Source organism: Mycobacterium sp. NGS49 (assembly GCF_059812565.1).
In genome coordinates, this window is sequence record NZ_JCALCX010000011.1 from 21,934 (window position 1) to 47,167 (window position 25,234).

Annotated in this window: 21 protein-coding genes and 1 pseudogene; 11 read left to right on the plus strand and 11 right to left on the minus strand. The window is 66.7% G+C overall.

The genetic code is table 11. From position 1 onward, the window contains the following. The first annotated feature begins 56 nt into the window (after positions 1–56). The 3 genes from AC5Y7D_RS13245 (at position 57) to AC5Y7D_RS13255 (ending at position 2,154) form a co-directional block, all read left to right on the plus strand. Positions 57–185, plus strand: coding sequence for a hypothetical protein (locus tag AC5Y7D_RS13245; RefSeq protein ID WP_499924499.1), 129 nt, complete (start codon positions 57–59; stop codon positions 183–185). 194 nt (positions 186–379) lie between these two features. After that, positions 380–1,240 (plus strand): phosphorylase family protein, encoded by an 861-nt coding sequence (locus AC5Y7D_RS13250; protein WP_499924500.1) that lies wholly within the window; start codon positions 380–382, stop codon positions 1,238–1,240. Positions 1,241–1,491: 251 nt separating this feature from the next. After that, the gene (locus tag AC5Y7D_RS13255) at positions 1,492–2,154 is read left to right on the plus strand and encodes a hypothetical protein (RefSeq protein ID WP_499924501.1); all 663 of its coding nucleotides are present in this window, start codon (positions 1,492–1,494) and stop codon (positions 2,152–2,154) included. On the opposite strand, the gene AC5Y7D_RS13260 is transcribed toward AC5Y7D_RS13255, so the two are convergent. Further along, positions 2,151–2,978 (minus strand): acyl-CoA thioesterase, encoded by an 828-nt coding sequence (locus AC5Y7D_RS13260; RefSeq protein WP_499924502.1) that lies wholly within the window; start codon positions 2,976–2,978, stop codon positions 2,151–2,153. The two genes, AC5Y7D_RS13255 and AC5Y7D_RS13260, sit on opposite strands and share 4 nt — an antisense overlap. 36 nt (positions 2,979–3,014) lie before the next feature. Further along, positions 3,015–4,028: a CobW family GTP-binding protein gene (locus tag AC5Y7D_RS13265; protein ID WP_499924503.1), complete on the minus strand. Its 1,014-nt coding sequence runs from the start codon at positions 4,026–4,028 to the stop codon at positions 3,015–3,017. A gap of 117 nt (positions 4,029–4,145) precedes the next feature. On the opposite strand from AC5Y7D_RS13265, the gene AC5Y7D_RS13270 reads away from it, so the two are divergent. The 7 genes from AC5Y7D_RS13270 to AC5Y7D_RS13300 all read left to right on the plus strand — a co-directional run bounded on the left by AC5Y7D_RS13270 (position 4,146) and on the right by AC5Y7D_RS13300 (position 14,522). Continuing rightward, positions 4,146–5,681, plus strand: a complete 1,536-nt coding sequence (locus AC5Y7D_RS13270) for a Re/Si-specific NAD(P)(+) transhydrogenase subunit alpha (protein ID WP_499924505.1) — start codon at positions 4,146–4,148, stop codon at positions 5,679–5,681. Positions 5,682–5,710: 29 nt separating this feature from the next. After that, complete coding sequence (gene pntB / locus AC5Y7D_RS13275) at positions 5,711–7,132, plus strand: Re/Si-specific NAD(P)(+) transhydrogenase subunit beta (protein WP_499924507.1); 1,422 nt, start codon at positions 5,711–5,713, stop codon at positions 7,130–7,132. 251 nt (positions 7,133–7,383) lie between these two features. Further along, entirely contained in the window at positions 7,384–9,039 is a 1,656-nt protein-coding gene (locus AC5Y7D_RS13280; protein WP_499924509.1) for a PecA family PE domain-processing aspartic protease, read from the plus strand. A gap of 68 nt (positions 9,040–9,107) precedes the next feature. Beyond that, entirely contained in the window at positions 9,108–10,268 is a 1,161-nt protein-coding gene (locus AC5Y7D_RS13285) for an AAA family ATPase (RefSeq protein WP_499924511.1), read from the plus strand. 61 nt (positions 10,269–10,329) lie between these two features. Continuing rightward, entirely contained in the window at positions 10,330–10,938 is a 609-nt protein-coding gene (locus AC5Y7D_RS13290) for a TetR family transcriptional regulator (protein ID WP_499924513.1), read from the plus strand. 243 nt (positions 10,939–11,181) lie between these two features. Further along, positions 11,182–11,610 (plus strand): MmpS family transport accessory protein, encoded by a 429-nt coding sequence (locus tag AC5Y7D_RS13295; protein ID WP_499924515.1) that lies wholly within the window; start codon positions 11,182–11,184, stop codon positions 11,608–11,610. Further along, positions 11,607–14,522, plus strand: a complete 2,916-nt coding sequence (locus AC5Y7D_RS13300; protein ID WP_499924517.1) for an MMPL/RND family transporter — start codon at positions 11,607–11,609, stop codon at positions 14,520–14,522. The genes AC5Y7D_RS13295 and AC5Y7D_RS13300 overlap by 4 nt, the downstream gene beginning before the upstream one ends. A gap of 95 nt (positions 14,523–14,617) precedes the next feature. Here the strand turns inward: AC5Y7D_RS13300 and AC5Y7D_RS13305 are convergent, their stop codons facing one another. After that, the gene (locus tag AC5Y7D_RS13305; protein ID WP_499924519.1) at positions 14,618–15,484 is read right to left on the minus strand and encodes a hypothetical protein; all 867 of its coding nucleotides are present in this window, start codon (positions 15,482–15,484) and stop codon (positions 14,618–14,620) included. Positions 15,485–15,564: 80 nt separating this feature from the next. Between AC5Y7D_RS13305 and AC5Y7D_RS13310 the strand changes: the two are divergent. Further along, positions 15,565–16,062: pseudogene (locus AC5Y7D_RS13310) on the plus strand (molybdopterin-dependent oxidoreductase); the annotation flags it as partial. A 39-nt stretch (positions 16,063–16,101) separates the two neighbouring features. Here the strand turns inward: AC5Y7D_RS13310 and AC5Y7D_RS13315 are convergent. The 8 genes from AC5Y7D_RS13315 to AC5Y7D_RS13350 all read right to left on the minus strand — a co-directional run bounded on the left by AC5Y7D_RS13315 (position 16,102) and on the right by AC5Y7D_RS13350 (position 25,214). Continuing rightward, positions 16,102–17,352 carry an RNA-guided endonuclease InsQ/TnpB family protein gene (locus AC5Y7D_RS13315; RefSeq protein WP_499924521.1) on the minus strand — a complete coding sequence of 417 codons (1,251 nt, stop codon included), beginning with the start codon at positions 17,350–17,352 and terminating at the stop codon, positions 16,102–16,104. Beyond that, the gene (gene tnpA, locus AC5Y7D_RS13320) at positions 17,352–17,750 is read right to left on the minus strand and encodes an IS200/IS605 family transposase (RefSeq protein WP_499924523.1); all 399 of its coding nucleotides are present in this window, start codon (positions 17,748–17,750) and stop codon (positions 17,352–17,354) included. The genes AC5Y7D_RS13315 and tnpA overlap by 1 nt, the downstream gene beginning before the upstream one ends. A gap of 94 nt (positions 17,751–17,844) precedes the next feature. Next, positions 17,845–18,234, minus strand: a complete 390-nt coding sequence (locus AC5Y7D_RS13325) for a cupin domain-containing protein (RefSeq protein WP_499924525.1) — start codon at positions 18,232–18,234, stop codon at positions 17,845–17,847. A 62-nt stretch (positions 18,235–18,296) separates the two neighbouring features. Further along, positions 18,297–20,714, minus strand: coding sequence for a PE family protein (locus AC5Y7D_RS13330; protein ID WP_499924527.1), 2,418 nt, complete (start codon positions 20,712–20,714; stop codon positions 18,297–18,299). 97 nt (positions 20,715–20,811) lie between these two features. After that, positions 20,812–22,467, minus strand: coding sequence for a tetratricopeptide repeat protein (locus AC5Y7D_RS13335; RefSeq protein WP_499924529.1), 1,656 nt, complete (start codon positions 22,465–22,467; stop codon positions 20,812–20,814). After that, positions 22,464–23,483: a zinc-dependent alcohol dehydrogenase family protein gene (locus AC5Y7D_RS13340; RefSeq protein WP_499924531.1), complete on the minus strand. Its 1,020-nt coding sequence runs from the start codon at positions 23,481–23,483 to the stop codon at positions 22,464–22,466. The genes AC5Y7D_RS13335 and AC5Y7D_RS13340 overlap by 4 nt, the downstream gene beginning before the upstream one ends. Before the next feature lie 7 nt (positions 23,484–23,490). After that, entirely contained in the window at positions 23,491–24,390 is a 900-nt protein-coding gene (locus AC5Y7D_RS13345) for an alpha/beta hydrolase (protein WP_499924533.1), read from the minus strand. Continuing rightward, on the minus strand, positions 24,387–25,214 hold the full coding sequence (locus AC5Y7D_RS13350) for an enoyl-CoA hydratase/isomerase family protein (RefSeq protein ID WP_499924535.1): 828 nt from the start codon (positions 25,212–25,214) through the stop codon (positions 24,387–24,389). The genes AC5Y7D_RS13345 and AC5Y7D_RS13350 overlap by 4 nt, the downstream gene beginning before the upstream one ends. Positions 25,215–25,234: the final 20 nt, after the last annotated feature.

Sequence of the window (25,234 nt, forward strand, 5' to 3'; positions counted from 1 at the left end):
CAGGACCGCTCGGCTGATTGGCTCGCCAAGTGTCGAGCATGGGCCGGCAGGTGTAGATGTCGGACTCGTTGGCGAAGACCGACCTGTCCGGCACTCCCGGTGCGTGTTGCCAGATGATCAAGGCCCGCGAGATGGGCAGATCGCAGGGCGACTGGGGTATAGGAGGGGACCCGACTCCGCTGTGAGCCGCCGGTGCGAACGGCAGCGCACCGGCCGCGAGCATCAATGTCATCGCAGCTATCGAGCGGATGGCCAACTCAACCACCCCCTTTCCGATTCGGCAGGCATCTCGAAGTCGCTGTTTTCCAGGTTAAACCCGGAAAACGTCGATGCGGTCGACAACGCCGGTACCGCGCTTGCGCAGGCTTACGATGTCGCCGTGGCGGATGTGACGGTGGCGATCTTTACCTTCACCAGGAATGAGGCGACGGCCGTCACCGAGTTGCTGAATCGCCTCTGCGTCGACCTCCCGGTATTCGGGGAGACGGCCTGGAAGCCGACGCAGCCTGGTGCACAGACATTGGAGGGCCGCCTGTCTGACGGCCGGACGGCCAGAATCGAGCACCATGGGCTGAGTGCCCAGGGAAACGTCGTCGCCGCGGCCGCACTCAGCCGGTCGACCCGGGAGAACCGGGCCGACTATTACGTCTTCTACGGCTGTTGCGGCACGGTCGACTCGAAGCTGATCGGTCAGGTGTTTCGGGCCGAACGGGTGTCATACCTGTCGTTGGGGGTGGTAGCCGCCACAGCGGACGGCGAAGCCGTCAGGCTGCAGAACAAATGGATCGTCCGCACCCAACCTGACGAACAAGCGCCGCTCGAGGCGATTGAACTGCGAGCCGGCGCAGCCGGCGCCCCGGGTTCGGTGTGGGGGCTGGACATTCCAGACGCCCACGTGCTGGCAACCGACAAGGTCATCAAGATTTCGCCCGGCGTCGCACCGGCGCCGATAGTTTCCCCGTCCGGCGAGCCCGTTTACGCCAAAGGCGACTGGACGTACTCGCGGGCCCTTGCCCTCTACTCTCGAACGGCGACCAAGCCCGTGCTCGTCGACATGGAGTCCTTCGGCATCGCTTCCGCGATGCGTGCACTGGGCTTGTGCGAGCGCGTACTCGTCCTGCGCGTGGTATCGGACGCCTTGAGTGACAAGGCAGATCAGAGCGATCAGGATCAACTCGACTTCCTCAGAGCAGGTTTGGCCGACCTGGCCGCCGCGATAGCAACGATCTTGGGAGTCTGAACATGCCGGAGCGCAAACCACGGACACTCGAGGACGAGGTGCGCAGATTGCGCGCCGGAATTGTGCAGCACCCACCTTCGGCGCGTGACCCGCGGGAAGCGGAAATGGTCCGTGTCGTCTCGGCCGCAGCCCTGGCGTGGGATGGGCAGCTGGACCGGGTCGACCGTTTCTCTCTTCCGCTGCTGCCATCGGGTACCTCGTCTCGAGAGCGAGCCAACCCGGCGATGACGGCGCAGCTATTCCTGGAACAGGTGGCGTCCGACTACCGGCGGGTGGCGTCATGCACACTTGACCTCCCCGAGGTGGAAGCACGGCGGAATTCAGATCAGGGCGCGACGGCTCTGCGGCGTGCCGGGGTGGTAAGCCGGCCGGTGGCGCCGTTGGCTGTCGGGCAATACCTTGCCGCACACGCGCATGGCGGGGATGCGGACCCGGCAAGTGTGGTGCAGCCGTGGATGTCTGCCCAGGATGCACGTCTGGAATCGCAGTACGCCGCGGCATTCGGCGCTGTGCTCGGCCCCTTGATCCAAGCCGCACAGGACAATTCGCATGCCCACCCTACGATCACGCGCCCCGGTTGGTCTGGCCATGTCGGAGACATGTGGTGCGACGAGTTCATTGCGGCAGGGGCCGAGATTCTGAAATGGCCTGCCCTGCTGACCGGCTCGCGCATCGAAGGGCGATTGGTGGTGGCATCTCGGCAACGCCCGTCCGATGTCACGGAGACCACCAACAGGGTTGTTGCGCTCGCCGAGGCGTTCCGCCGCGTGGCGGACGTACGAGTAAGTGCGGCTGGGAATTTGCCAAAGATCGACCTCGTCCTGTCCGGTGATGCGCTCCGGCAAGACGAATTCGATCAGTTCATGGCCAGTGTCCAGAAGATCGCGGCGGATGTCACGATTCTGCCTACTTAGGCATGGTGCGGCGGAAAGTACATCTCCTGTTTCACCGTGCACACCAGATCGCCGTTGCGGTTGAACATCGTTCCACCGGCGAGCGCCAGCGAGTCGGCGCTGCTTGGCGAAGACCGTTGAAAAAGCATCCAATCCGACAAGACGGCCGGTGCATGAAACCACACCGAATGGTCGCGCTGTGACGATTCACCGACTCCCCCGCGCGCGAGGAATGCCGGCTCGGTCAATGTCACCGCCGACAGGTAGGCGACCAGGCTCGCGGTCAGCACCGGGTCCTCGGGGACCTCACCGTGCGGTCGCCACCACATCGCCGACCGCGCGGGTGGCGTGTGCTCGCTGTCGATGACGCGCCGCTCGAACCAGCGCAGGCTTGCCCACCGCCCCCGGGTGTTCCCGTCGGCCTCCGCGAGGTGCGGCGGCGCCCACGGCAACGTCTCGGGTTCGGGCGCCTGCGGGATCGGCGGCTGGTAGACAACCGCAGCCGAGGCCGGATCGGCGACCTTGAACGACGACATCGCTTCCAGCAGGATCCTGCCGTCTTGCCGGGCGGTCACCCGCCGTGCCGAAAATCTGCGTCCTTCCTGAAGATTCACCACCTCGAAGGCCACCGGCCGGCGGGCGTCGCCGGAGCGGAGGAAATAGGTGTGCACACTGTGCGGTGCGCGGCCGGGGGCGGTGTGACTCGCCGCCAGCAGCGCCTGGGCCGAGATGTGTCCGCCCAGGATGTGGTTGGCCGGCGCGGGCAGCTGCCGGCCCTCGAACATCCAGGTATCGATTCTGCTGAGTTCAAGGGTGGCAAGCACGTCGCCGAGCGAGGATGACATCGGGACGTATCTTGCCCCACGTCCAGGCGACGTGACTCAGTAGCTGATCCGCCGGTACCGCTGCAGCCGCCGGAGCGCCGGCGCCGACGCCGCCCCGGCGACCGGCTGCAGCACCTCCACCAGTTGCGCACGCACGGCCGGGACATCGAGGTGCATCCCGATCCCTACCAGACTGTTGGCTGTGGCACGTGGCGGCGCCTTCGCCAGGTGGATCGCGGCACCCACCAGGTTGACGACATACCTGTGAACGGCGCGGCCGTGGCGAATGGCCACCACACCCTTGAGCCGGAAAACGCCGGGCGGCGGCTGCTCGAGCAGGTCGAACAGGGCATCGGCGTCGACGCACCCGGTAGTGGTGACGGTGACGGCATCGGCCTCGACGTGGTCGTGGGTGTGTTCGGAGTCCAGCAGCAACTCCCGGAACGAGAGCTGCCCAGCTTCCTCCGTCGAGTCCAACGGGTCGAACAACAGCGCGGGGTCGATCCGGCCGCCCGTGGTGCCGAGCACGTGAACTCGTGGGTTACGTTGCGCTACACGTTCTTTCACACGCTTCAGCAGTACCGGCCGGTCGCCTTCGGGCACCTGGTCGAGCTTGTTGACCACAACCAGCGATGCCGCCCCGTAACGCGCCGGCGGCAGCTCGACGCGGTCGACGGTGTCAAAGTGGTTTACCGCATCGATGACGTCGACCAGACCTCCGGCTCGGACCCCGGACAACGCGCTGAAGCCGACGATCCGGGCGATCGACACCGGATCGGCCAGCCCACTGGCCTCGACGACGATGGCATCAAGCCGGCGCGCAGGGTCCGCCAGCTTGGCCAGCGCGTCGTCCAACCCACCATCGTCGGGCAGGCAGCAGATGCAGCCGCCGGCGATCGAAGCGGGTTCGTCGATCTGGCCGGCGACCAGCCCGGCGTCGATGTTGAGCTCACCGAAATCGTTGATCACGACGCCGATTCGCGTGCCGGGAGCACGCAGAAGATGGTTGAGCAGGGTGGTCTTGCCGGCGCCGAGGTGTCCAGTGAGCGCGATCACAGGTATCGCAGACAAATCCCTCTCCCTAGCCGTTTTCTTAGGTTTTACTACCGGTGCCGTAGGCTTTGCGGCGATTTGTGAACGTAGACGCGCACCCCGCGGCGCTCGACCGACCGAACGGACTTTAAGCAAGTGATCATCGGAATACCACGCGAGTCTCTCGCCGGTGAGACGCGTGTCGCCGCCACGCCGCAGACTGTCGGGCAGCTGATCAAACTTGGCTACTCGGTGGTCGTCGAATCCGACTCCGGTGCCGCCGCGAGCTTCCTGGACGACGCCTACGTCGAGGCCGGCGCCGACATCGCGGCACACGACCAGGTGTGGAGCGCCGACATCGTGTTGAAGGTGAATGCGCCGAACGACGACGAGATTGCCGCCCTGCGCGACGGCGCGACCCTGGTCAGCCTCATCTCCCCCGGCTTGCACCCGGAGTTGGTCGAGAGATTGACCACCCGCAAGATCACCGTGCTGGCCATGGACGCGGTGCCGCGCATCTCGCGGGCGCAGTCGCTGGACGTCTTGTCTTCGATGGCCAACATCGCCGGTTACCGCGCGGTGATCGAGGCGGCCCACGCGTTCGGCCGGTTCTTCACCGGCCAGGTGACGGCAGCCGGCAAGGTACCGCCGGCGAAGGTGCTCGTAGTGGGCGCGGGTGTGGCCGGCCTTTCCGCAATCGGGGCGGCGGGCAGCCTGGGCGCCATCGTGCGCGCGACCGACCCACGTCCCGAAGTCGCCGATCAGGTCAAATCTCTTGGTGGCGAATACATTCCGATTGACCCCTCGGAGGCAGAGGTCTCCAGCACCGGCTACGCAAAGGAGATGAGTGACGACTATAAGGCGCGGGAGGCGCAGGTCTACGCCGAACAGTGCAAAGACGTCGACATCATCGTCACCACCGCGCTGATCCCCGGGCGCCCCGCGCCACGCATCATCACCGCGGACATGGTCGCCTCGATGACCCCGGGCAGCGTCATCGTCGACATGGCTGCCGCCAACGGCGGCAACGTCGAAGGCACCGTCAAGGACCAACTCGTCGTCACCGACAACGACGTGACCATCATCGGCTACACCGACTTGGCGGGGCGGTTACCCGCACAGTCCTCGCAGCTGTACGGCACCAACCTGGTGAATCTGCTGAAGCTGATGACACCGGAAAAGGACGGCCAGCTGGTGTTGGACTTCGACGACGTCGTGCAGCGGTCCATCACCGTCGTTCGCGACGGCGAGTCCACCTGGCCCCCGCCGCCGGTGCAGGTCTCCGCGACCCCGGCGGTACCGGCGACGGCTGCGCCCGCCAGGGAGTCGCACGCCAAGCAGCCGATGTCGACTCAGCGCCGGCTGGGTACCACGTTCGCGGCCGCCGCGGTGCTGTTCATCCTCATCGCACTGTCGCCGGCGGCGTTGCAGGTGCACCTGACGGTCTTCGCGCTGGCCATCGTGATCGGCTATTACGTGATCGGCCATGTGCACCACGCCTTGCACACGCCGCTGATGTCGGTGACCAACGCGATCTCCGGAATCATCGTGCTGGGTGCCCTGCTGCAGATCGGACACCGAGATCTGGCGATCACCGTGGTGTCCGCCGTGGCGATCCTGCTGGCCAGCATCAACATCTTCGGCGGCTTCGCGGTAACGCGGCGAATGCTGGCCATGTTCTCGCGCAGCTGAGCCCGCGCACCCAATCGGAGGATCATCCCTTGTTCACGGTAGAAACCACGGCCACCGCGGCCTACGTCGTCGCGGCTCTGCTGTTCATCCTGGCGCTCGCCGGACTGTCCAGACACGAGACGTCCAGGGCCGGCAACACTTTTGGCATCTTCGGCATGGCGGTGGCGCTGGCGGCCACCATCGCGCTGGCGTTCGCGCACCACATCGAGCCGCTGGGTTTGGCGCTGCTGGCCGGTGCCGTGGCAGTCGGCGCCGCCGTCGGCCTGTGGCGTGCGCGGGTCGTCGAGATGACGGGCATGCCCGAACTGATCGCGCTGCTGCACTCGTTCGTCGGTCTGGCCGCGGTGCTGGTCGGCTGGAACGGTTACCTGCACATCGAGAACAATCCCGGCGGCGTCGAAGCGGCCGCCCTGCGCGCGGAGGGTCTGGGCGGGATTCACTCGGCCGAAGTCGTCGTCGGCGTCTTCATCGGGGCCGTGACGTTCACCGGCTCGATCGTGGCGAACCTCAAACTCTCGGCGCGCATCAAGTCGGCGCCGATGATGCTGCCCGGCAAGAACTTCCTCAACGTCGGTGCGCTGGTGGTTTTCGCCGCCCTCACCGTGTGGTTCGTGATCGACCCGACGATATGGCTGCTGGCCGCGGTCACCCTGCTCGCGCTGCTGCTCGGCTGGCACCTGGTCGCCTCCATCGGCGGCGGCGACATGCCCGTGGTGGTCTCGATGCTGAACAGCTACTCCGGGTGGGCGGCGGCCGCGTCGGGATTCCTGCTCAGCAACGACCTGCTGATCATCACCGGCGCTCTGGTTGGCTCCTCCGGTGCGTACCTGTCCTACATCATGTGCAAGGCGATGAACCGCTCGTTCATCTCCGTGATCGCCGGCGGCTTCGGCATCGAGGCTGGGCCGGCCGACGACAAGGACTACGGCGAGCACCGGGAGATCACCGCTGAGGCCGTCGCCGAGCTGCTCGGCTCGGCCGACTCGGTGATCATCACGCCGGGATACGGGATGGCCGTCGCGCAGGCGCAGAACGCCGTCGCCGAGCTCACCCGCAAACTGCGCGATCGCGGCGTCAACGTCCGATTCGGCATCCACCCCGTCGCCGGCCGCCTGCCCGGCCACATGAACGTGCTGCTGGCCGAGGCCAAGGTGCCCTACGACATCGTGCTGGAAATGGACGAGATCAACGACGACTTCCCACACACCGCCGTCGTCCTCGTCATCGGCGCCAACGACACCGTCAACCCGGCCGCGGCCGAAGACCCCAGCAGTCCGATCGCGGGCATGCCGGTGCTCACGGTGTGGGAGGCCGGCAACGTCATCGTGTTCAAGCGGTCAATGGCCTCCGGCTACGCCGGCGTGCAGAACCCGCTGTTCTTCCGGGACAACAGTGCGATGCTGTTCGGCGACGCCCGCGACCGTGTGGAGGCGATCCTCGCCGCGCTGTAGCGCCGCGGGTCCTGCACGGGCTGCAGTCCCCGCTGAGATGGCCGCTGTGGTCGCGGATTGCGGACTGAGCACAGCCACCGCGGCCATCTCGCGGGAGCGGCGTGGCCCGCCGTAACAGCGGCGCTGCGGGAGTGCCGATTTCATGTGAGTATGCGATGTGACAGCGGACCGGTGTGCCGAAAGCCGAGAGGACGGGCCGGGAACTGGATACGCTTGTCGCGCACACCGGTGATCGACGTTGAGGGGGAGATGTGTCGTCTCTAGTCGTGGCTCCTGACTGGGTCACGTCGGCTGCGGCGAATCTCGAGCAGATCGGCTCGGCCCTCAACGCGGCCAACGCCGCCGCCGCCCTACCGACCACCGGAGTTGCGGCTGCTGCAGCCGATGAGGTGTCGACCGCTATCGCGGCACTGTTCGGCGGGTTCGGGCAGGAATATCAGGCGCTGAATACCGCGCTCAGCGTGTTCCAGCAGCAGTTCGTGGCGTTGTTGGGCAGTTCGGCCGGCTCGTACGCCAGCGCAGAGGCGACGGCCGCGTCCGCACTTGATCCGGTCTTCGACGTGATCAACGGGCCCACCCAACTGCTGCTGGGACGGCCGCTGATCGGCGACGGTGCACCGGGAACGGCCGCATCGCCCAATGGCGGCGCCGGTGGGTTGTTGTATGGCAACGGGGGCAATGGTTACTCGCAGACCTTGGCCGGGGCCGGCGGAGCGGGCGGTTCGGCCGGGTTGATCGGCAACGGCGGATCCGGGGGCTCGGGCGCGAACGGAGCTGCCGGCGGGGCTGGTGGCAACGGCGGCTGGCTGTACGGGAACGGCGGCTGGGGCGGCTGGGGTGGTGCGAACCTCGCAGGTGCCGGCGGAAACGGTGGTGCCGGCGGCGTTGCTTACTTGCTGGGTAGCGGCGGCAATGGTGGTGCCGGGGGGCTCGGCACCGGGGCTACTTTCCCCCGCGGCTACGGCGGCACCGGCGGACACGGTGGCATGATCTGGGGCAATTACGGCTTCAGCGGCGCCGGTTGGGATGGCAGGACCATTTCGATGCCTACCGTTGCTGTCACTGAGCCGGTGGTGAATATCTCGATGAACGGCCAACCGACGGCGCCCATCTTGGTTGACACCGGATCCGAGGGGCTCGTCGTCCAGATGAAGGACGTGGGCGGACCGCTGGGAGTGCTGCGGATGGGGCTGCCCACCGGGATAAACCTCAGCGCGTACAGCGGCGGGCTGACCTATCTCTACGCCACCTTCCCCACGACCGTCGATTTCGGAAACGGAATAGTGACCTCGCCGACTGGGGTGAATGTTGTCCTGCTGTCCCTTCCGACGTCCCCGTACGCGATCTCGGCCTACTTCACCGAATTTCTGAAGAACCCGTTCACCACGCCATTCGACGCCTACTTCGCCTCGGCCGGAGTGGACGGCGTGCTGGGACTGGGGCCGAACGCGGTGGGCCCCGGGCCCAGCATTCCGGCCCAGGCCCTGGGCGGCGACCTGAACCAGGGCGTGCTGATCAACATGCCGGATGAGCAGTTGCGGTTCGGCCCCAACCCTTCAGCACCGCAATTCTCGATGACCGGATCCCCTATCACGACGCTCTATGTATCCGTCGGCGGCGGCCCGGTCCAAGCGGTCCCCTCCATTGTCGACTCCGGCGGCGTGCTGGGCACCATGCCGTCATCTGTCATCGGTGGTGCAGGCAGCCTGCCGCCGAACACAGTCATCAGGGTTTACGCAGACCCCGCGCAGACGTACCTGCTCTACCAGTACAACACCAACAGTTACACGCCGACGGTCATCTCCTCGGGCCTCATGAACACCGGGTTCCTGCCCTTCTCCGAGCGGCCCATCTACGTCGACTACAGCCCCGCCGGCGTGGGCACCACATTCGTCAACCCCCCGTAACCCCTGCGGATTGCGTTGCCTGACAGGCAGTTCGGGGCCTGTCACACCCCGCCGATAGAGTCGGCTTCATGTTGCAGACGATCGCCGTGCGCGGCTACCGCTCGCTGCGCGAGATCGTGCTGCCGCTGAGTCGGCTGTCCGTCGTCACCGGGGCCAACGGCACCGGCAAATCGTCGGTGTACCGGGCGCTGCGCCTGCTGGCCGATTGTGGGCGTGGTGAGGTCATCGGCTCGCTGGCCCGCGAGGGCGGACTGGAATCGGTGCTGTGGGCCGGTCCGGAGCAACTCGGCGGAGCCCGCCGCGAGGGCAAGGCCCAGGGCACCTCCCGCACCCGGCCGCTCTCGCTCGAACTCGGTTTCGCCGCAGACGATTTCGGCTATCTCGTCGACCTGGGCATACCGCAGATGGCCGGCTACCGTTCGGCTTTCTCGCGCGATCCGGAGATCAAGCGCGAGACAGTCTTCGCCGGCCCGGTCCTGCGGCGCGCCACCACACTGGTGCGGCGTACCCGTGAATACGCCGAAGTCAGTGGCGATTCGGGGTTCGAAGAACTGTGCCGGACACTACCGCCGTATCGCAGCGTGCTCACCGAATACGCCCACCCCCAAGCACTTCCGGAACTCGCGTCGGTACGGGAACGGCTGCGCGGTTGGCGGTTCTACGACGGTTTCCGCGTCGATGCCGCCGCGCCCGCCCGGCTACCCCAGGTGGGCACCCGCACACCGGTGCTCTCCGACGACGGCAGCGACCTCGCCGCGGCGATCCAGACGATCATCGAGGCCGGATTCGACGACTTGAGCCGAATCCTCGCCGACGCGTTCGATGGCGCCACCCTCGCCGTCGAGGTCACCAACGGCCTGTTCGAACTGCAACTGCAGCAGCGCGGCATGCTGCGGCCGCTGCGGGCGGCCGAATTATCCGATGGCACACTGCGATTCCTCTTGTGGGCAGCGGCGTTGCTCAGCCCGCAACGGCCGTCGCTGATGGTGCTCAACGAACCGGAGACCTCACTGCACCCCAGCCTCGTCGGCCCCCTGTCCGCACTGATCCGCATCGCGGCCGAACAGACCCAGGTCGTGGTGGTCACCCATTCCCAATCGCTGCGCACGCACCTCGACAACGGTGCACCGGACACGGTGGAGATCGAGCTGTTCAAGGATTTCGGCGAGACTCGAATCACCGGACAAATTTTGCTGACGACACCGCCGTGGGACTGGGGCAGACGCTGACCCAGTGAGTCGTCCGCCGCCAACTGCGTGCAAAGTGTGCATTTCGTGCAAATATGTGGGAATGGCGAATCACATGGGTCTGCGCGAGCGTCGCCGCCGGCAGACCAGTGCGGACATCCGCGGAGCCGCCGTGCGCCTGGCGCAGGCCAGGGGTTGGGACAAGGTGACCATCGAGGAGATCTGCGTCCAGGCGGGCATCTCGACCCGAACGTTCTTCAACTACTTCCCGAACAAAGAAGCGGCCATCGCGTACGGCCCATCGGACCTGCCCGCCGAATTGGCCGAAGAGTTCGTTGCCGCCGGTCCCGCTCCGTTGTCGGTGGTACTGGCCGAACTCATCACCCTGGCCGCCCACCACCTACGTGACATGCCCCCGCAGCGCGAGCAAGCCGTCTGCATGCTTGACCTGGCCCAAACCACCCCCGCTGTGCTCGCCGCATTCCTGGCCGAGCTGGAGCGCTTTCAGAGCCAATTGACCGACATCGTCGCCAAGCGCCAGGACTTGCCGTCCGATGACGAGATACCCGCGCTGATCTCCGCGCTGGCATTGACGGCCGTGCGTTCGGGCATCGAGCGCTGGTCCAGTGGCGAACCAGAGGACGCCGACGACACGCCCATGCCCTATGTCGAGCGGGCCGCGGCGCTGGTCAACAGCATTTTCTCCAAGTAGAGCGCGTGATCGACAACACATGAACTTGCATGATCTGCAAATTATGCAGATCATGTATCCATGGTCCGGCGGCGGAACTCGACTGTGCCTCGATCAACCGAGACATCCGCTCGCGTCACGTCGGGCCTTTTCGGGCTGCAGAGCGCACTGCCGGATCGCCTCGCGACGGAAACTCATGCAGCGCAACGCAATTCCAAGCAGCAGGTCAGACCGCCCAGCCGGAAAGGGATCGCGTAGGTGCAGATGGCCAAGATTGTGCGTAACGCCTGGTTGCCGCTGTTGATCGTGGCCGTGGTCGCGATCGGCGGATTCACCGTGCACCGGGTGAAGTCGTTCTTCACCGCGGAGAACGCGGACACGTTGACCAGTCCGAAGGTGGACGACTCGAAGCCGTTCAAGCCGAAGGTGGTCAAGTACGAGATCTTCGGCTCGGCAACCCACGCCAACGTGAACTATCTCGATCTCAGCGCCGAGCCGCGACGCCTCGACGATGCGCCACTGCCGTGGACCCTGGTGCTGAGCACCACTGCCCCGTCGGTGTTCCCCAACATCTCGGCGCAAAGCGACGGGGATTACCTCGGCTGTCGCATCACCGTCGACGACGAAATCAAGGACGAGAAAATATCCAACGGCGTGCACGCCCTGACCTCTTGCCTGGTGAAATCAGCATGAGCACCACCCTCGAAGACAGACGGCCGGACAACGCCGACACCGCTCCGATCCCGAAACACGCGGCGCGTCCGGCGATTCCGCGTTTCCTACGGAAGTTCGCGGTGCCCGTCATCCTCGGCTGGATCGCGCTGATCGCGGTGCTCAACGTGGCGGTCCCGCAGCTGGACGAGGTCGGCAAGATGCGCTCGGTCTCGATGAGCCCCGACGACGCGCAGTCGGTGATCGCGACCAAGCGCGTCGGCGAGGTGTTCAAGGAATACAAGTCCAACAGCTCGGTCATGATCGTGCTGGAGGGCCAGAACCAGCTCGGCGCCGATGCGCACGCCTTCTACGACCAGATCGTCAGAAAGCTCGAGGCCGACAAGCAGCACGTCGAGCACGTTCAGGACTTCTGGAGCGACCCACTCACCGGCGCCGGCGCGCAGAGCAACGACGGAAAGGCCGCCTACGTCCAGGTCTATCTGGTCGGGAACATGGGTGAGACGAAGGCAAACGACTCGGTCGAGGCCGTTCAGCACATCGTCGACAGCGCCAAGCCGCCCAACGGGGTCAAGGCCTACGTCACCGGGCCCTCCGCCCTGGAAGCCGACCAGCACCTGGCCGGTGACCGCAGCCTGCAGCTGATCACGATGGCGACCTTCGTCGTGATCATCGCGATGTTGCTGTTGGTCTACCGGTCGATCGTCACGGTGCTGCTCACGTTGGGCATGGTGGTATTCGAGCTGGCGGCCGCCCGGGGTGTTGTGGCGTTCCTCGGCTACCACCAGATCATCGGACTCTCCACGTTCGCGACCAACCTGCTGGTCACCTTGGCCATTGCGGCGGCGACCGACTACGCGATCTTCCTCATCGGCCGATATCAGGAAGCCAGGGCCGTCGGCGAATCGCGAGAAGACGCGTACTACACCATGTTCCACGGCACGGCGCACGTCGTGCTCGGCTCGGGCATGACCATCGCCGGCGCCACCTTCTGCCTGCACTTCACCAACCTGCCGTACTTCCAGACGCTGGGTGTCCCGCTGGCCATCGGCATGGTCGTGGTCGTGCTCGCGGCCCTGACGCTGGGCCCGGCGGTCATCGCGGTGGCGTCGCGGTTCCGCCAGACACTGGAGCCCAAGCGCGCACAACGGATCCGTGGCTGGCGCAAGATCGGTGCCGCCGTCGTGCGTTGGCCCGGCCCGATCCTCGTCATGACGATCGGCATCGCGCTGGTCGGTTTGCTCACGCTGCCGGGGTACCGGACCAACTACAACGACCGCAACTACCTGCCGTCCGATCTCCCGGCCAACGCCGGCTACGCGGCCGCCGACCGGCACTTCTCCAAAGCGCGGATGAACCCCGAGTTGCTGATGATCGAAAGTGACCACGATCTGCGGAATTCCGCGGACTTCCTGGTCATCGACAAGATCGCCAAGGCCATCTTCCGGGTGCCCGGGATCAGTCGGGTTCAGGCCATCACCCGGCCTGAGGGTAAACCGATCGAGCACACGTCGATCCCGTTCCAGATCAGCATGCAGGGCGTCTCCCAGCAGATGACGCAGAAGTACCAGGAAGATCAGATAGCCGACATGCTCAAGCAGTCGGACGAGATGCAGACGACCATCAACAGCATGGAGCAGATGCAGAGCATCACCGCGCAGATGGCCAACGACATGCACGTGATGGTCGGCAAGATGCACGCGATGACGCTCGACATCGCCGAATTACGGGACCACATGGCCGATTTCGAAGACTTCTTCCGGCCCATCCGCTCGTACTTCTACTGGGAGAAGCACTGCTACGACATTCCGGTGTGCTTCTCGTTGCGGTCGGTGTTCGACGCCCTCGACGGCGTCGACACCATGACCGACGACATCCAGAGCCTGATGCCCGTGATGGATCACCTCGACACGCTGATGCCCAAGATGGTCGCGCTGATGCCCGAGATGATCCAGAACATGAAGAACATGAAAACCATGATGCTGACCATGTATTCGACCCAGAAGGGTCTGCTGGAGCAGCAGCAACGGGCGCAGCGCGACTCCTCGGCCATGGGCAAGGCCTTCGACGCGTCCAGGAACGACGACTCGTTCTACCTGCCGCCGGAGACGTTCGACAACCCCGAGTTCAAGAAGGGCATGAAGAACTTCATCTCCCCCGACGGCCACGCGGTGCGCTTCATCATCAGCCACGACGGTGACCCGATGTCCGCGGAAGGCATTTCACATATCGATGCGATCAAGAAAGCCACCTATGAGGCGCTGAAGGGCACGCCGATGGAGGGCTCCAAGATTCTCCTCGGCGGTACCGCCGCGACCTTCAAGGACATGCAGGAGGGCAGCAACTACGACCTGCTGATCGCCGGAATCGCCTCCATGTGCCTGATTTTCATCATCATGCTGATCCTCACCCGCAGCGTGGTGGCGTCGGCGGTGATCGTGGGCACCGTATTGCTTTCGCTGGGTGCGTCTTTCGGGCTTTCGGTGCTCATCTGGCAACACCTGATCGGCATCGAACTGCACTGGATGGTGCTGGCGATGTCGGTGATCATCCTGCTTGCGGTCGGCGCGGACTACAACCTGTTGCTGGTCTCCCGGTTCAAAGAGGAGATCCACGCCGGCCTGAACACCGGGATCATCCGGGCCATGGGCGGGACCGGGTCGGTGGTCACCTCGGCGGGCCTGGTGTTCGCGTTCACGATGATGACGATGGCGGTCAGCGAGCTCATCGTGATCGGTCAGGTCGGTACGACCATCGGTTTGGGTCTATTGTTCGACACCCTGATCGTCCGGTCGCTGATGACGCCGTCGATCGCCGCGTTGCTGGGCAAGTGGTTCTGGTGGCCGCAGCGGGTTCGGCAACGCCCGGTCCCCGCCCCCTGGCCGAAAACGACTGAGCAGCCGGCGAAGACGGAATCGCTGACCTCGGTCTGACGTCCCGGCTGCCGAGTGGGATTGACGCGACACTTGCTCGGCGTGTGGCGTCATGCGGTTCACACTCGACGTGGGTTCGGAGACAGCGACTGCGATCAACTCACGACATCGAACACGGCCGCGGCCGAGGTAACGGCCTTGTCGCCGTTACCCTCGTCGTGCAGGAGCATGCGCACCCCGAACCGGCCGTGGCCGCCGGCGTAGGCCGAGCCCTCCACCCGGAACGGACCCACCTTGCCGCGGGACATGAACATCACATGCCAGCTGATGACCTGCAGTTTCCGAGTGCCCGCCAGGTCGGAGGCGAGATCGGTGGCGGCCGTCTCGAGGACGACGTGTTGCGGCCCGATGTGCAGTGCCGCATCCGGTGACGCGTATTCAGCACTCAGCGGCGGCAGCACCCAGTGCCCGTCGCCGCGCCTTGCCGCCCCGAATGCCGTCCACAACGGGGGCAGGTCGGGTGAGTCGTCGATGATGAGTTCGGTGCCCGAAACATCCATCCGGTCAAGGCCTTCCGGCGGGATGCCGATGATCGCGCCCTGTCCCTCGTTGAAGGCGATCACCCGTTCCGGATTGTCGGCATCCACGATCATGCACCGCCCGTAGCCCATCGTGCGCCCCTGGTGCACGATGCCGGAACCCACGATCTCAATCCGGGCGACGTCGTAGCCGGGGTCGATGATCTGCACCGAGGCGATCACCGGGTTCGGTACCGCAACCATGTCGGTCTGACAGCCCTCCGGCGACGAGATGGCAAGCGGCGCAACCATGATCCCGCCGGCGTCGTTGCGCATGTCGCGGCGGATGGTCACCGTGTTGTCGACTTCACCCAGGTCCATCGACGCATGCTTGCGGCCGATGTAGCGGTAACTGAGCAGTCCGGTCCAGCGACGGAACAGCTCGTCGCGGTACGCCTCGGAGTCGTCGGTGAACTCACGGATGTCGCGCAGTCGGTCGCTCATTGGGCGGACTCTACCGCGCTGAACTGGTGGGATCTTCATCGGAGCTATACAAAAACAGCCGCAAGTGTCACGCTGTGACCATGGCACAACACCAGCCGGCAGAAGCCCGGTCGGTGTTCACCTTCTGCCGCTACTGCCTGGCCTCGTGCGGCATCGAGGTCAGCGTCGAGGACAACCGGGTGCGCAAGATCTCAGCCGACAGACAGAACCCGCACAGCTGGCAGGACTTCTGCGCGAAGGGCCGCAACGCCGCCCAACTCGTCGAGCATCCGCGCCGCATCCTCACTCCCCTGCGGCGGGTGGGCGACCGTTATGTGGAATCGACCTGGGACGAAGCCATTTCGGATATCGCGGCGCGGATGACGGCACTGATACACGCCGACGGGCCCGACGCGATCGGCGCCTACTACGGCAATCCGGCCGGCTACTCGTCGTCCAACCTGATGTTCCTGAACGGCTGGCTGGACGCGGTGGGCACCCAGAACCGGTACGCAGTGGGCTCGGTCGACCAGAACGCGCTGCATGTCGTGGCTGAGTCGATGTACGGGTCACCGATCATGGTGCCCGTCTCAGATTTGACGTCCTCCGGACGGCTAATGCCGCCGGATTCCAACCTGTTAGATGGGTTGGAGCAGTAATTCCTCGCGGTTTCCTGCTGGTTCCTGCTTCAGCGTCACCGCAGCACCCGCAGGCGCTGCAGATCCTCGGCAGGCGGTGACCGCAAGCCCTGCGGCCAAGATGTTTTTGGCAGCGTTGATGTCCGCATGCTCGGTGTGTGAGCAGTGGGTACACCGGAAAACCGCTTGGCTATCACGGGATTTCGGGTCCACATGCTTACATGCCGGGCACCGTTGCGACGTAAACGCTGCCGGAACTTTCACCACTTTGGTCCCGGTGTAGCGGGACACAGACGTCAACGCTTGCTCGAACCGATACCACCCTTTCGACAAAATTGCGCGATTCAACCCGGACTTGCTCGCCGCTGCGTTGGGCAGGTAGTCGCCCGGACTATTCGGGTCCTTGACGGGCTTCGCCCGCCGCGTCATGTTCTTCGTCGGCAACTTCTCCAGCACCACCACAGCGTTTTTCTCCGCTAGCTGTCGGGCGGTCTTGGCGCAGAAGTCCTGCCGGCGTCGCGCCTCCCGGGCCCGCAACTGCGCATACCGTTGACGCACCTTATTGCGGTTGGCCGAACCTTTGACAGCACGAGATAGCCTGCGCTGCAACCGCACCGCACGGCGACGCTCACCGTCGGTGACAAATGCCCGGTCGATCAGCTCGCCCTCGCTGGTGGCCACCGCCACCACCACACCCCGATCCACCCCCACCGCGCTATCCGGTGCAGCATGCGCCTCCGGCGCTACCGCGCCGTCGTCGACCAACAGCGACACATACCATTGCTCGCCCTCTTTCGTCAGAGTGGCCGAGCGGATAGCTTCTCCGTCCAGGCTGCGCGAGGCGCGGAACTTCACCCACCCCAGCTTGGGCAGCTTCACCCGGGACTTGCCGCGGTTGAGCTTTTCCAGCGTCATCTTGGAACCCTCGGGAAACCGAAACGACGGCGCCCACCGCCGCGAGCCACGCCAATGCACCCGAAACGTCCCATGCTTGCGGCAGGCCTTGTCCAGATCCATCAACGCCTGCTGCAAACAATGCCCCGGCACCTCTTTGAGCCACCCATGGTCTGCCTTGGCTTCCACCAACTCGGCGGCCTGCGGCCCATAGTTCATCCACGCACCCCGACGCCGGTATTCACGACGCTGCTCCAAACCGATGTTCCACACCGCCCGACACGCATCCGCGGTCTGCTGCGCCAACCGCTCCTGAGCGTCGGTCAACTCGACCCGAAACCGTCTCCCGGCTAACATCAGCGGGTTTTCTGATTCTCGACATACCGTTTGATCACCGACCGCGGCGACCCACCCACGGTGGCCACAAAATACGAGTTCGTCCACAACGTCGGCAACCGCGAACACAACCACGGGAACTCCTGGCGCAACACCCGCGACGAGCGACCCTTGATGGCCTTCACCAGCTTGTGAATCCCGAACTGCGGATCCACCTCCACCAGCAGGTGCACGTGATCAGGCATGGTCTCCACCTCGATCAACCACGCCCCCTTCTCGGCGACCACCTCAGCGATGATCTCTTTCAGCCGCACCTCCATACGCCCACCAATCACCCGGCGGCGATACTTCGGGCACCACACCACGTGATAGGCGCACTGAAACGCGATATTCGCGTTCGTCCGCAACGTAACACCCACAACCGACAACCTTAGATAGCACCGCGCTATCTAATTAGATTAGACACACCGAAACACGCGTGACAGTGGCCACCCCAGTACGAACTTGACGCGCTCACCCCCAGGGCCAAAGCCCGGGGTCCGCCGCGCTACCTACTTCTTGATCGAGATCCACCGTGTCGGTGTGGTGCATCGAAAACGCCACGCCCGGCCCATAATCGATCATCTTCCAGTTGACCGTTCCCGGCGCAACGCCCAAGTCGAGAGTGTCGGCGCGACGGCCACCGTGGGATATCGCGGGAGCTGACGGCGTGGCATAGAGCACCGAGAACAAAATGCCCTCGAAACCCGGAAAGCCAGCCAAAGTGACCGGGCCATCCTGCACAGCACAGGAGCGGCCCGCATCGTCGACGCCGGTGACGAGCAGGCGACCACCCCCGGCGGATCGAGGGGCCGCGGCCCCTTCCGGCACTGAAACGAAGCTGCGCGCCGACTCCTCGGACATGCGCAGAACTGTAATCCAGCCCGCGACCGCAGCGGCTTTGCCGCCCTGAGCGGTTCGACGGCCTACGGCGACCCGTTCCGCCCAGGGGTGCCCCCGACCTGGCCTGCGCTGCCGCCCTTACCGCCGGTTCCGCCGTTGACACCATTGCCACCGTTGCCGCCGTCCCCGTATATCGCCGCTTGGTAAGTGCCATTGATGACCAGCCCGGCATTGCCGCCATCACCACCGTCGGCCGCCCCGACGCCTGCGCCGGCGTCGCCGCCATTGCCACCCAGGCCGACGAGGCCGATGGTGCCGCCCCCTGCGCCGCCGTCACCGCCGGTACCGGTGGGAGCCGCCCCGCCATGCCCACCCACACCGCCGACGCCGAACCCAAGGCCTGTGGCCGCGCCGCCGGTACCGCCATTTCCGCCAGTGCCGCCCGTTCCGGAGGCGGCTCCGCCGTCCCCGCCGGCGCCGGCGCCGTAGGCGCCGAGGAGCGGCGTTCCCCCGTAGCCACCGTTGCCGCCGTCCCCACCGATGCCGCCGGCACCGGAGGCCGCACCCCCGGCGCCGCCAACCCCGCCGTGGGTCACGCTGAACCCGAAAGCATTGAGGCTGACGCCGAAGCCGCCGTTGCCGCCGGCCCCAGCGGTCCCTGTGGTAGCCGCGCCGCCGACGCCCCCCGCACCACCGAGATTCAAACTGAACACCGCAATGCCGGAGGCATAGCCCAAGCCGCCCGCACCGCCACCACCGCCGCCGGTACCGGTACCACCGTTCCCCCCGGCACCCCCGATGGCGATATTGACCCCGATGGGGCTGCGTGCGGTGGCAGTGCCCCCATTGCCGCCGAGTCCGCCGCCACCCGTGGAAGCGTCGCCGCCGGCGCCGCCGGCCCCAGCCAGGCTCACGAAGAGACTGTCCGCATCGCCGCCGGCACCGCCGATGCCGCCGAAGCCGCTGGTGCCGGAACCGGCGGCCCCACCTGCACCCCCGATCGCTGCGAGTACGCCGCGGGCGCTTCCGCCGGTACCGCCGATACCACCGTCAACTCCGGCACCGGCACTGCCGCCCTTTCCGCCGGCTCCGATCAACCCATAACCGTTTCCACCGACACCGCCGTCGGCCCCCGCGCCGCTGGATGCGGCGCCGCCGGCACCACCGATACCTGCCAACAGCCCGAACCCGTCGGCGCCCACCCCGCCCACGCCGCCGGCTCCGCCGGCGCCGCCGACGCCGACCCCCGCGATCCCGATGCCAAAGCCACCACTGCCGCCGGTCGCGGTCCCGGTGGCGGTCCCACCGGCACCGCCGATGCCCAGCCCTACACCTGCCACCCCGATCCCGCCACTGCCGGAGACCCCGCCGACGCCGCCCGGTCCGTTCGCGGCCCCGCCGGCACCGCCGGCACCGCCATGCGCTAGCGCTAACCCGACGAAGTCGAAGGCCACGGCGCCGCCGCCGGTGCCGCCGGCGCCCCCGGTACCCGTACTGGCTGCGCCGCCCAGGCCGCCGGCACCGCCCTGGTCAAGAGCGAGGCCAACGTAACCCGAGTAGGCGGCGCCGCCCGCTCCACCCGCACCTCCGTTGGCACCGGCGCCCCCGCGCCCGCCTACACCGCCGGTGTTCACGTCGATCCCGACGGGACTGAGGGCCGACGCTTGCCCGCCGGCCCCGCCGGCCCCGCCGGTTCCCGTGGTCGCGTCGCCGCCATGCCCGCCGCCACCGCCCAGGTTGACCAGCAGACCAGTCGCGCTGCCGCCCGCACCACCGGCCCCGCCCGTCCCGCTGGTCGCAGCGCCGCCGGCGCCACCCACCCCGCCGACGGAGAGGATCAGGCCACCGGAACCACCCACTCCGCCGGCCCCGCCGCTGCCGGCGCCGCCGGAGGCTCCGCCAGGCCCACCAGCCCCGCCGATCCCCCACAGCCACCCGGCGGTGCCGCCGTTGCCGCCCGCGGCGCCGGCACCCCCCGCCCCGCCGGTCCCGCCGTTGCCGAGCAATCCCGCCGCACCCCCGGCACCCCCGGCCTTGCCGGGAGAACCTGAGCCACCGTTGCCCCCGTTGCCGAACAACCACCCTCCGGGCCCGCCGGCTTCGCCGCTTCCTGGCGCCCCGTTGGCGCCGTTGCCGATCAGGGGGCGGCCGAACAGTGCGGCCGCGGGCGCGTTGATCACGCCCAGCAGATCCTGTCCCAGAATCTGCAACGGTGAGGCATTGGCCACCTCGGCAGCCGCGTACGCACCCACGGTATCGCTGAGCGCCCGGACAAACCGAAGCTGGAACGCCGCCGCCTGAGTGCTCAACGCCTGATACTGCAGGGCGTAATCGGAGAACAACGCCGCGATGATGGCCGATACCTCGTCACCCGCGGCGGCCGGCAACCCGGTGGTCGAACCCGCAGCCGCCGCATTCGCCGTACCGATCGCCGAACTGACACCGGCCACGTCAATTGCCGCCGAGGCCAACATGTCCAGTTCTGCAACCACATACGGCATCGGACTGTCTCCTCTTCGGGACGGTTTTGGCCCCGATCCTAAGCCCGCCGCGTCGCAGTGCGGACCTGTTTGGGATCCCGATAAGGAAGTGTCAGGCTCATTCTTCGCAGCATGCCGTGACCTCGAGCCGGCACGCGCAGGACGCACGGATCGGCACGTCGGCTCGCGCGGCCGCCACTGCGAGCTGCCGGCCGATGATCGCCGCCTCCGCGGTACGCCCGAGCCGTTGCAGACACTCGTGATAGCCGTGCAGGCTCCACACGTTGCCGGGGTGCTGACAGCAGCGGGCCAGCGTGGGGTCCAGGCCGAGGTCTGCGGCGTACACCGCGGCCGCCTCCTCGACGCGGCCCTGTTCGAGTAGAAGCGCTCCGTAGGCGTGACGCGCGGGTTGCATCCAGCCCCACGGCTCGTCGTAGGGCAGCGCGTCGTCGAGCTCGACCGCGCGCCGCAGGTGACCGAAGGCTAGGTCGAAACGCCTTTCGCGGTAAGCGATTTCACCATCGAGCAGGGCGGCGGCCACTTCGAGGATGTCGCGGCTGGTGTTGTTGAACAGATACCGGGATGCCGGGATTCGCGCATAGGCCTCGGCGAACGCGGCGCGCTCGGCGTGCGCCCGGGACAATTGCCCGACTGCCGCAAATGCGACGCCGCGCCCGTAGTGGATGGTCGTCGCGGTGGTGCAGTACAGGTCGCGGTCGGCCGGGAGCGGTTGCGCGATCAGCTCGTCCCACCGCCCGAAGCGCACCAGCACGTGGGTTCGCAACGGTACGAACGCCTCCAGCCAGTCGGCCATCGGCGGGGACTCGATGGTCAGCAACTCAGGTGTCAGCTGACCGGCCAGCTCGTCGGCGGCCCGCAAGGCCATCCGCGATTGTCCTTGGAACATCGCCGAGTACACGATGAAGTGCAGGTCGTGCGCCCGATAGAGCGAGTAGAAGTTCAACGGGCCTTCGACCGCCACGAAGCGTCGATCCGCTTGTACGGCAGCGCGATTCGCCTCGACCGAGCTGCGGTAGTCGCCGCACAGGACGTCGATGTGGCTCGGCATGTGTTCCAGGTGTCCGGCGTCGGGCACCAAGCCGCGCAGCAGATCCGCCGCCGGCAGGGCCACTTCGGGAGTGGCCGACATCTCCATGGTGTGCAGGTACAGGTGCAGGATCCCGGGGTGGGTGCGACCCTGCGGCCCGGCCAGCGCATCCTCCAGCATCCGTCGGGCCGCGACTACCCGCGAGCCCGCGGCGGGCTCGCGGGTCGTGGTGTTCCACAGGGCCCATGCGGTGACGTTGACCAGCGCGTCGGCGGCCAGGGCTTGCACGTCGACGTCGTCGGGATACGCCGCGGCCAGGGCCGTCATCGCATCGGCGTAGGCAACGCGCCCGGCATCCAGATCGTCGGAGGCGAAGCGGGCGTGCAGCGCGGCGATCAGGCCTTGCTCGACGGCCGCGGCCCGGCTCTGGGAGGCGGCCGCGAGTTCCGCACGGGCCCGTGACAGCGACGACGCCAGGTCGAGCGGGTCGAACGCCTCCCACGGCTTGTTGTAGTTGGGCCCAACCGAATAGGCGATTCCCCACCGCGCGATGGCCAGATCGGGGTCGTGCTCCAGGGCACACTCGAAGCAGCGGACCGCCTCTTCGTGGTTGAACGCATAGGCCCACACCAGGCCGCGGTCGAACCAGGTCTGTGCTTGCGGGGAAATGGTGTCAACCGGTCGGTGGTAGCCACCGAGGTCGAAGTAGGGCCGCTCGGCGGTCACGGGATGGTTATGGCGATCTTGCCGATGTGTTCGCCGGCCCGCATCACCCGCAGTGCCTCGTCGAGGTTTTCCCAGTCGAAGACGTGGCTGATGTGGGGTTTGATCCCGGCGGTCGCGATCACCTCGCACACCTCCCGGTGCGCGCGGACACTGCCGACGGTGATGCCGATGACGCGCAGGTTGTTCAGCATGACCTCGGCGACCGCGATGGGCGTCATGTCGAATCCGCTGAGCACCCCGATCACGGCGACCGTGCCGCCCATCCGGGTCGAATGCAGCGACCTCGCCAGCGTGGCGGGCCCACCCAGTTCGACGACCAGGTTGGCGCCGCGCCCATCGGTGAGCCGCTTCACTTCCGCGTCCCACCCGGGGGTGGTGCGGTAGTTGACGAGATGCGTTGCGCCCAAGTCAGATCCGACCTTGAGCTTGTCGTCCGATGAGGACGTCAAGATGGTGGTGGCGCCCAGGGTCTGGGCCAGTTGCACGGCGAACAGCGAAACGCCGCCGGTGCCCTGCGTCAGCACCACGTCGCCCGCACCGATACCGGCCTCCGTGAGGGCGGCCCATGCCGTCACCGCGGCGCAGGGGATCGTGGCGGCCTCGATGTCGCTGAGGTGATCGGGCGTCGCTACCACGCCGGTGGCGTCGGCGACGCGGTACTGCTGCAGCCACCCGTCGCAGCTGTCGCCCGGCAGTTCCCGTTTGGCTTCCGGCGTCGGCGGGCCGTCTTGCCAGCCCGGGTTGAACGCGCCCATCACGCGCTGCCCGACACGCAGATCCCGGACGTCCGGGCCGACGGCGACCACCTGGCCCGCCCCGTCGCTCATCGGTACGCGCGGCCAGGGCCCGGGCAGCAGGCCCATCAGGTTGACGTTGTCGTGGAAGTTCAGGCTCGAAGCGTTGACCTTGACCAACACCTGTCCCGGGCCCGGTTCTCCGACTGCTCGCTGCACGGCCACCGGTGCTATGCCGGGGCCGTCCATCACCATGGCCCGCTGACGGTCGGGAATGCTCATAGGCCGACTACCTCCTCGTCGATTCGGTGGCGCCGCCGATCCGCTCGACGATAATCCGCCGTGCGGCTCGTCCTTCCGGGGTGGGGGTCAACGGGTACACGTGCAGCAGTCCCGGCTCCTCGTGATAGTCGATGTCGACTCCCGCCGCTGCGGCCTTCTCGGCCAGCAGCCGCGCGTCGGGGTTCAAGATGTCCCGGGTGCCGCTGAAGACGGTCAGCGGTCCCAGTCCGCTCAGGTCGGCGGCAAGCGGGCTGACCCGCGGATCGTCGACCGCGAGGTCGCCACGCCAGTGGTCGGCGAAGACCCGCAGCGCATCGCGCCCCAGCCACGGGTCGGTCGACTCGACCGATGCGATGGCGGGGTTGCCCAGCGACAGGTCCAGCAGGGGTGAGATCAGCACCGTCCCGGGAAGGGCCACGCCATGCTCGTCCCGTAGCGACAGCGCCGCCGACAAGGCGATCTGACCGCCGGCGGAGTCACCCGCAAGACACACGTCGGCGTGCTCCGCCGCCATCTCGACGATCCGGGGTACGACGTCGGCGGCGGTTGCGGACGGCAGCAGCGGGTAGATCGGAACGATGACCGTAGCCCCTGCCTGGTGTGCGATCTGTGCGGCCAATTGCCAATGCTGACTGGTTATCTCGTTGACCCAGGCACCGCCATGCAGGTAGATCACGGTGAGTTCGGGCGCCGAGTCGGGCGGTGTCAACGTATAGATCGGCCAACTCGATCGAGGGTTCAGGGCGATGTCCACCTTGGGCCGCAACCGGGGCGGCGGCCCGAATGGTTGTGGGTGCGCAGCGCGCTGTTCCAGGTGCGCGAGGGCGGTTTGCGCGCTGGCGTACGGGCGATGCCTACCCGTCAGGCGAAGCAGTGCGGGCATGGCCCGGCTTCTCCAGCTGGTCATTCCGTCGACCCTATCCCGGGCAGCGGTTCCCACTCCGTGGCCACGGACCCGGTCCACTGTGGCGGGCGACGTTGCAGAAACGCCGCGACACCTTCGCGTGCATCCGCGCTGCCCATCACCCGGTGGTGCAACCGGGTTTCCAGGTCGGCGACCTGGCGTGGCGTGTAGCCCTTGCTCATGGTGTCCCAGAGCAGTCGCTTGCTCAGGGCCGCCGACATCGGCGCCACGTTGACGGCGATGTCGCGGGCGACGGTCATCGCGTGGTCGAGCACCTGCGGTCCGGGCAACGTGCGGGAGGCGATCCCGAGAGTGACCGCCTCGGTGCCGTCGAAGGTGCGCCCCGTCAGCAACAACTCCGCCGCAACGGCTCCGCCGGCCAGATGCGGCAACGTCCAGTGCGACATGCAGTCCGGGAGGACACCCCTTCGGACCTGTGCGACAGCATATTTGGCGTCCTGAGCCATGATCCGGATATCGGCCTGCAGCGCGATGGTCAGTCCAATCCCGATCGCATGCCCGTTGACCGCAGCGATCACCGGGGTGCGGAGTTCGAACGCCGCGGGGTCGGTCGGTGACGCGGTGAACGAATCTGTAGCCTGTGCATCGAAAGGGCTTGTCGGCGCGGAGAAATCGGCTCCTGCGCAGAAGGTGTCCCCCGTCCCGGTGAGCACGATGGCCCGTACCTGATCGTCCTCGTCACAGTCCTGGTAGGCCTGGTTGAGCAGCGCACCCATCTGCGCGGTATAGGCATTGCGCCGCTCCGGCCGGTTGAGGGTCAACAGCGCGACACCGTCGGCGATCGCGACGGTGAGATCGGCTCCCATCTCAGCAAACCTACCGGCAG

Coding starts and splice junctions, on each gene's coding strand:
- AC5Y7D_RS13245 (WP_499924499.1), top strand. CDS start 57: ATGTCGGACTCGTTGGCGAAGACCGACCTGTCCGGCACTCCCGGTGCG.
- AC5Y7D_RS13260 (WP_499924502.1), bottom strand. CDS start 2,978: ATGTCATCCTCGCTCGGCGACGTGCTTGCCACCCTTGAACTCAGCAGA.
- AC5Y7D_RS13285 (WP_499924511.1), top strand. CDS start 9,108: ATGTTGCAGACGATCGCCGTGCGCGGCTACCGCTCGCTGCGCGAGATC.
- AC5Y7D_RS13290 (WP_499924513.1), top strand. CDS start 10,330: ATGGCGAATCACATGGGTCTGCGCGAGCGTCGCCGCCGGCAGACCAGT.
- AC5Y7D_RS13295 (WP_499924515.1), top strand. CDS start 11,182: ATGGCCAAGATTGTGCGTAACGCCTGGTTGCCGCTGTTGATCGTGGCC.
- AC5Y7D_RS13300 (WP_499924517.1), top strand. CDS start 11,607: ATGAGCACCACCCTCGAAGACAGACGGCCGGACAACGCCGACACCGCT.
- AC5Y7D_RS13305 (WP_499924519.1), bottom strand. CDS start 15,484: ATGAGCGACCGACTGCGCGACATCCGTGAGTTCACCGACGACTCCGAG.
- AC5Y7D_RS13315 (WP_499924521.1), bottom strand. CDS start 17,352: ATGTTAGCCGGGAGACGGTTTCGGGTCGAGTTGACCGACGCTCAGGAG.
- AC5Y7D_RS13325 (WP_499924525.1), bottom strand. CDS start 18,234: ATGTCCGAGGAGTCGGCGCGCAGCTTCGTTTCAGTGCCGGAAGGGGCC.
- AC5Y7D_RS13330 (WP_499924527.1), bottom strand. CDS start 20,714: ATGCCGTATGTGGTTGCAGAACTGGACATGTTGGCCTCGGCGGCAATT.
- AC5Y7D_RS13340 (WP_499924531.1), bottom strand. CDS start 23,483: ATGAGCATTCCCGACCGTCAGCGGGCCATGGTGATGGACGGCCCCGGC.
- AC5Y7D_RS13345 (WP_499924533.1), bottom strand. CDS start 24,390: ATGACCAGCTGGAGAAGCCGGGCCATGCCCGCACTGCTTCGCCTGACG.
- AC5Y7D_RS13350 (WP_499924535.1), bottom strand. CDS start 25,214: ATGGGAGCCGATCTCACCGTCGCGATCGCCGACGGTGTCGCGCTGTTG.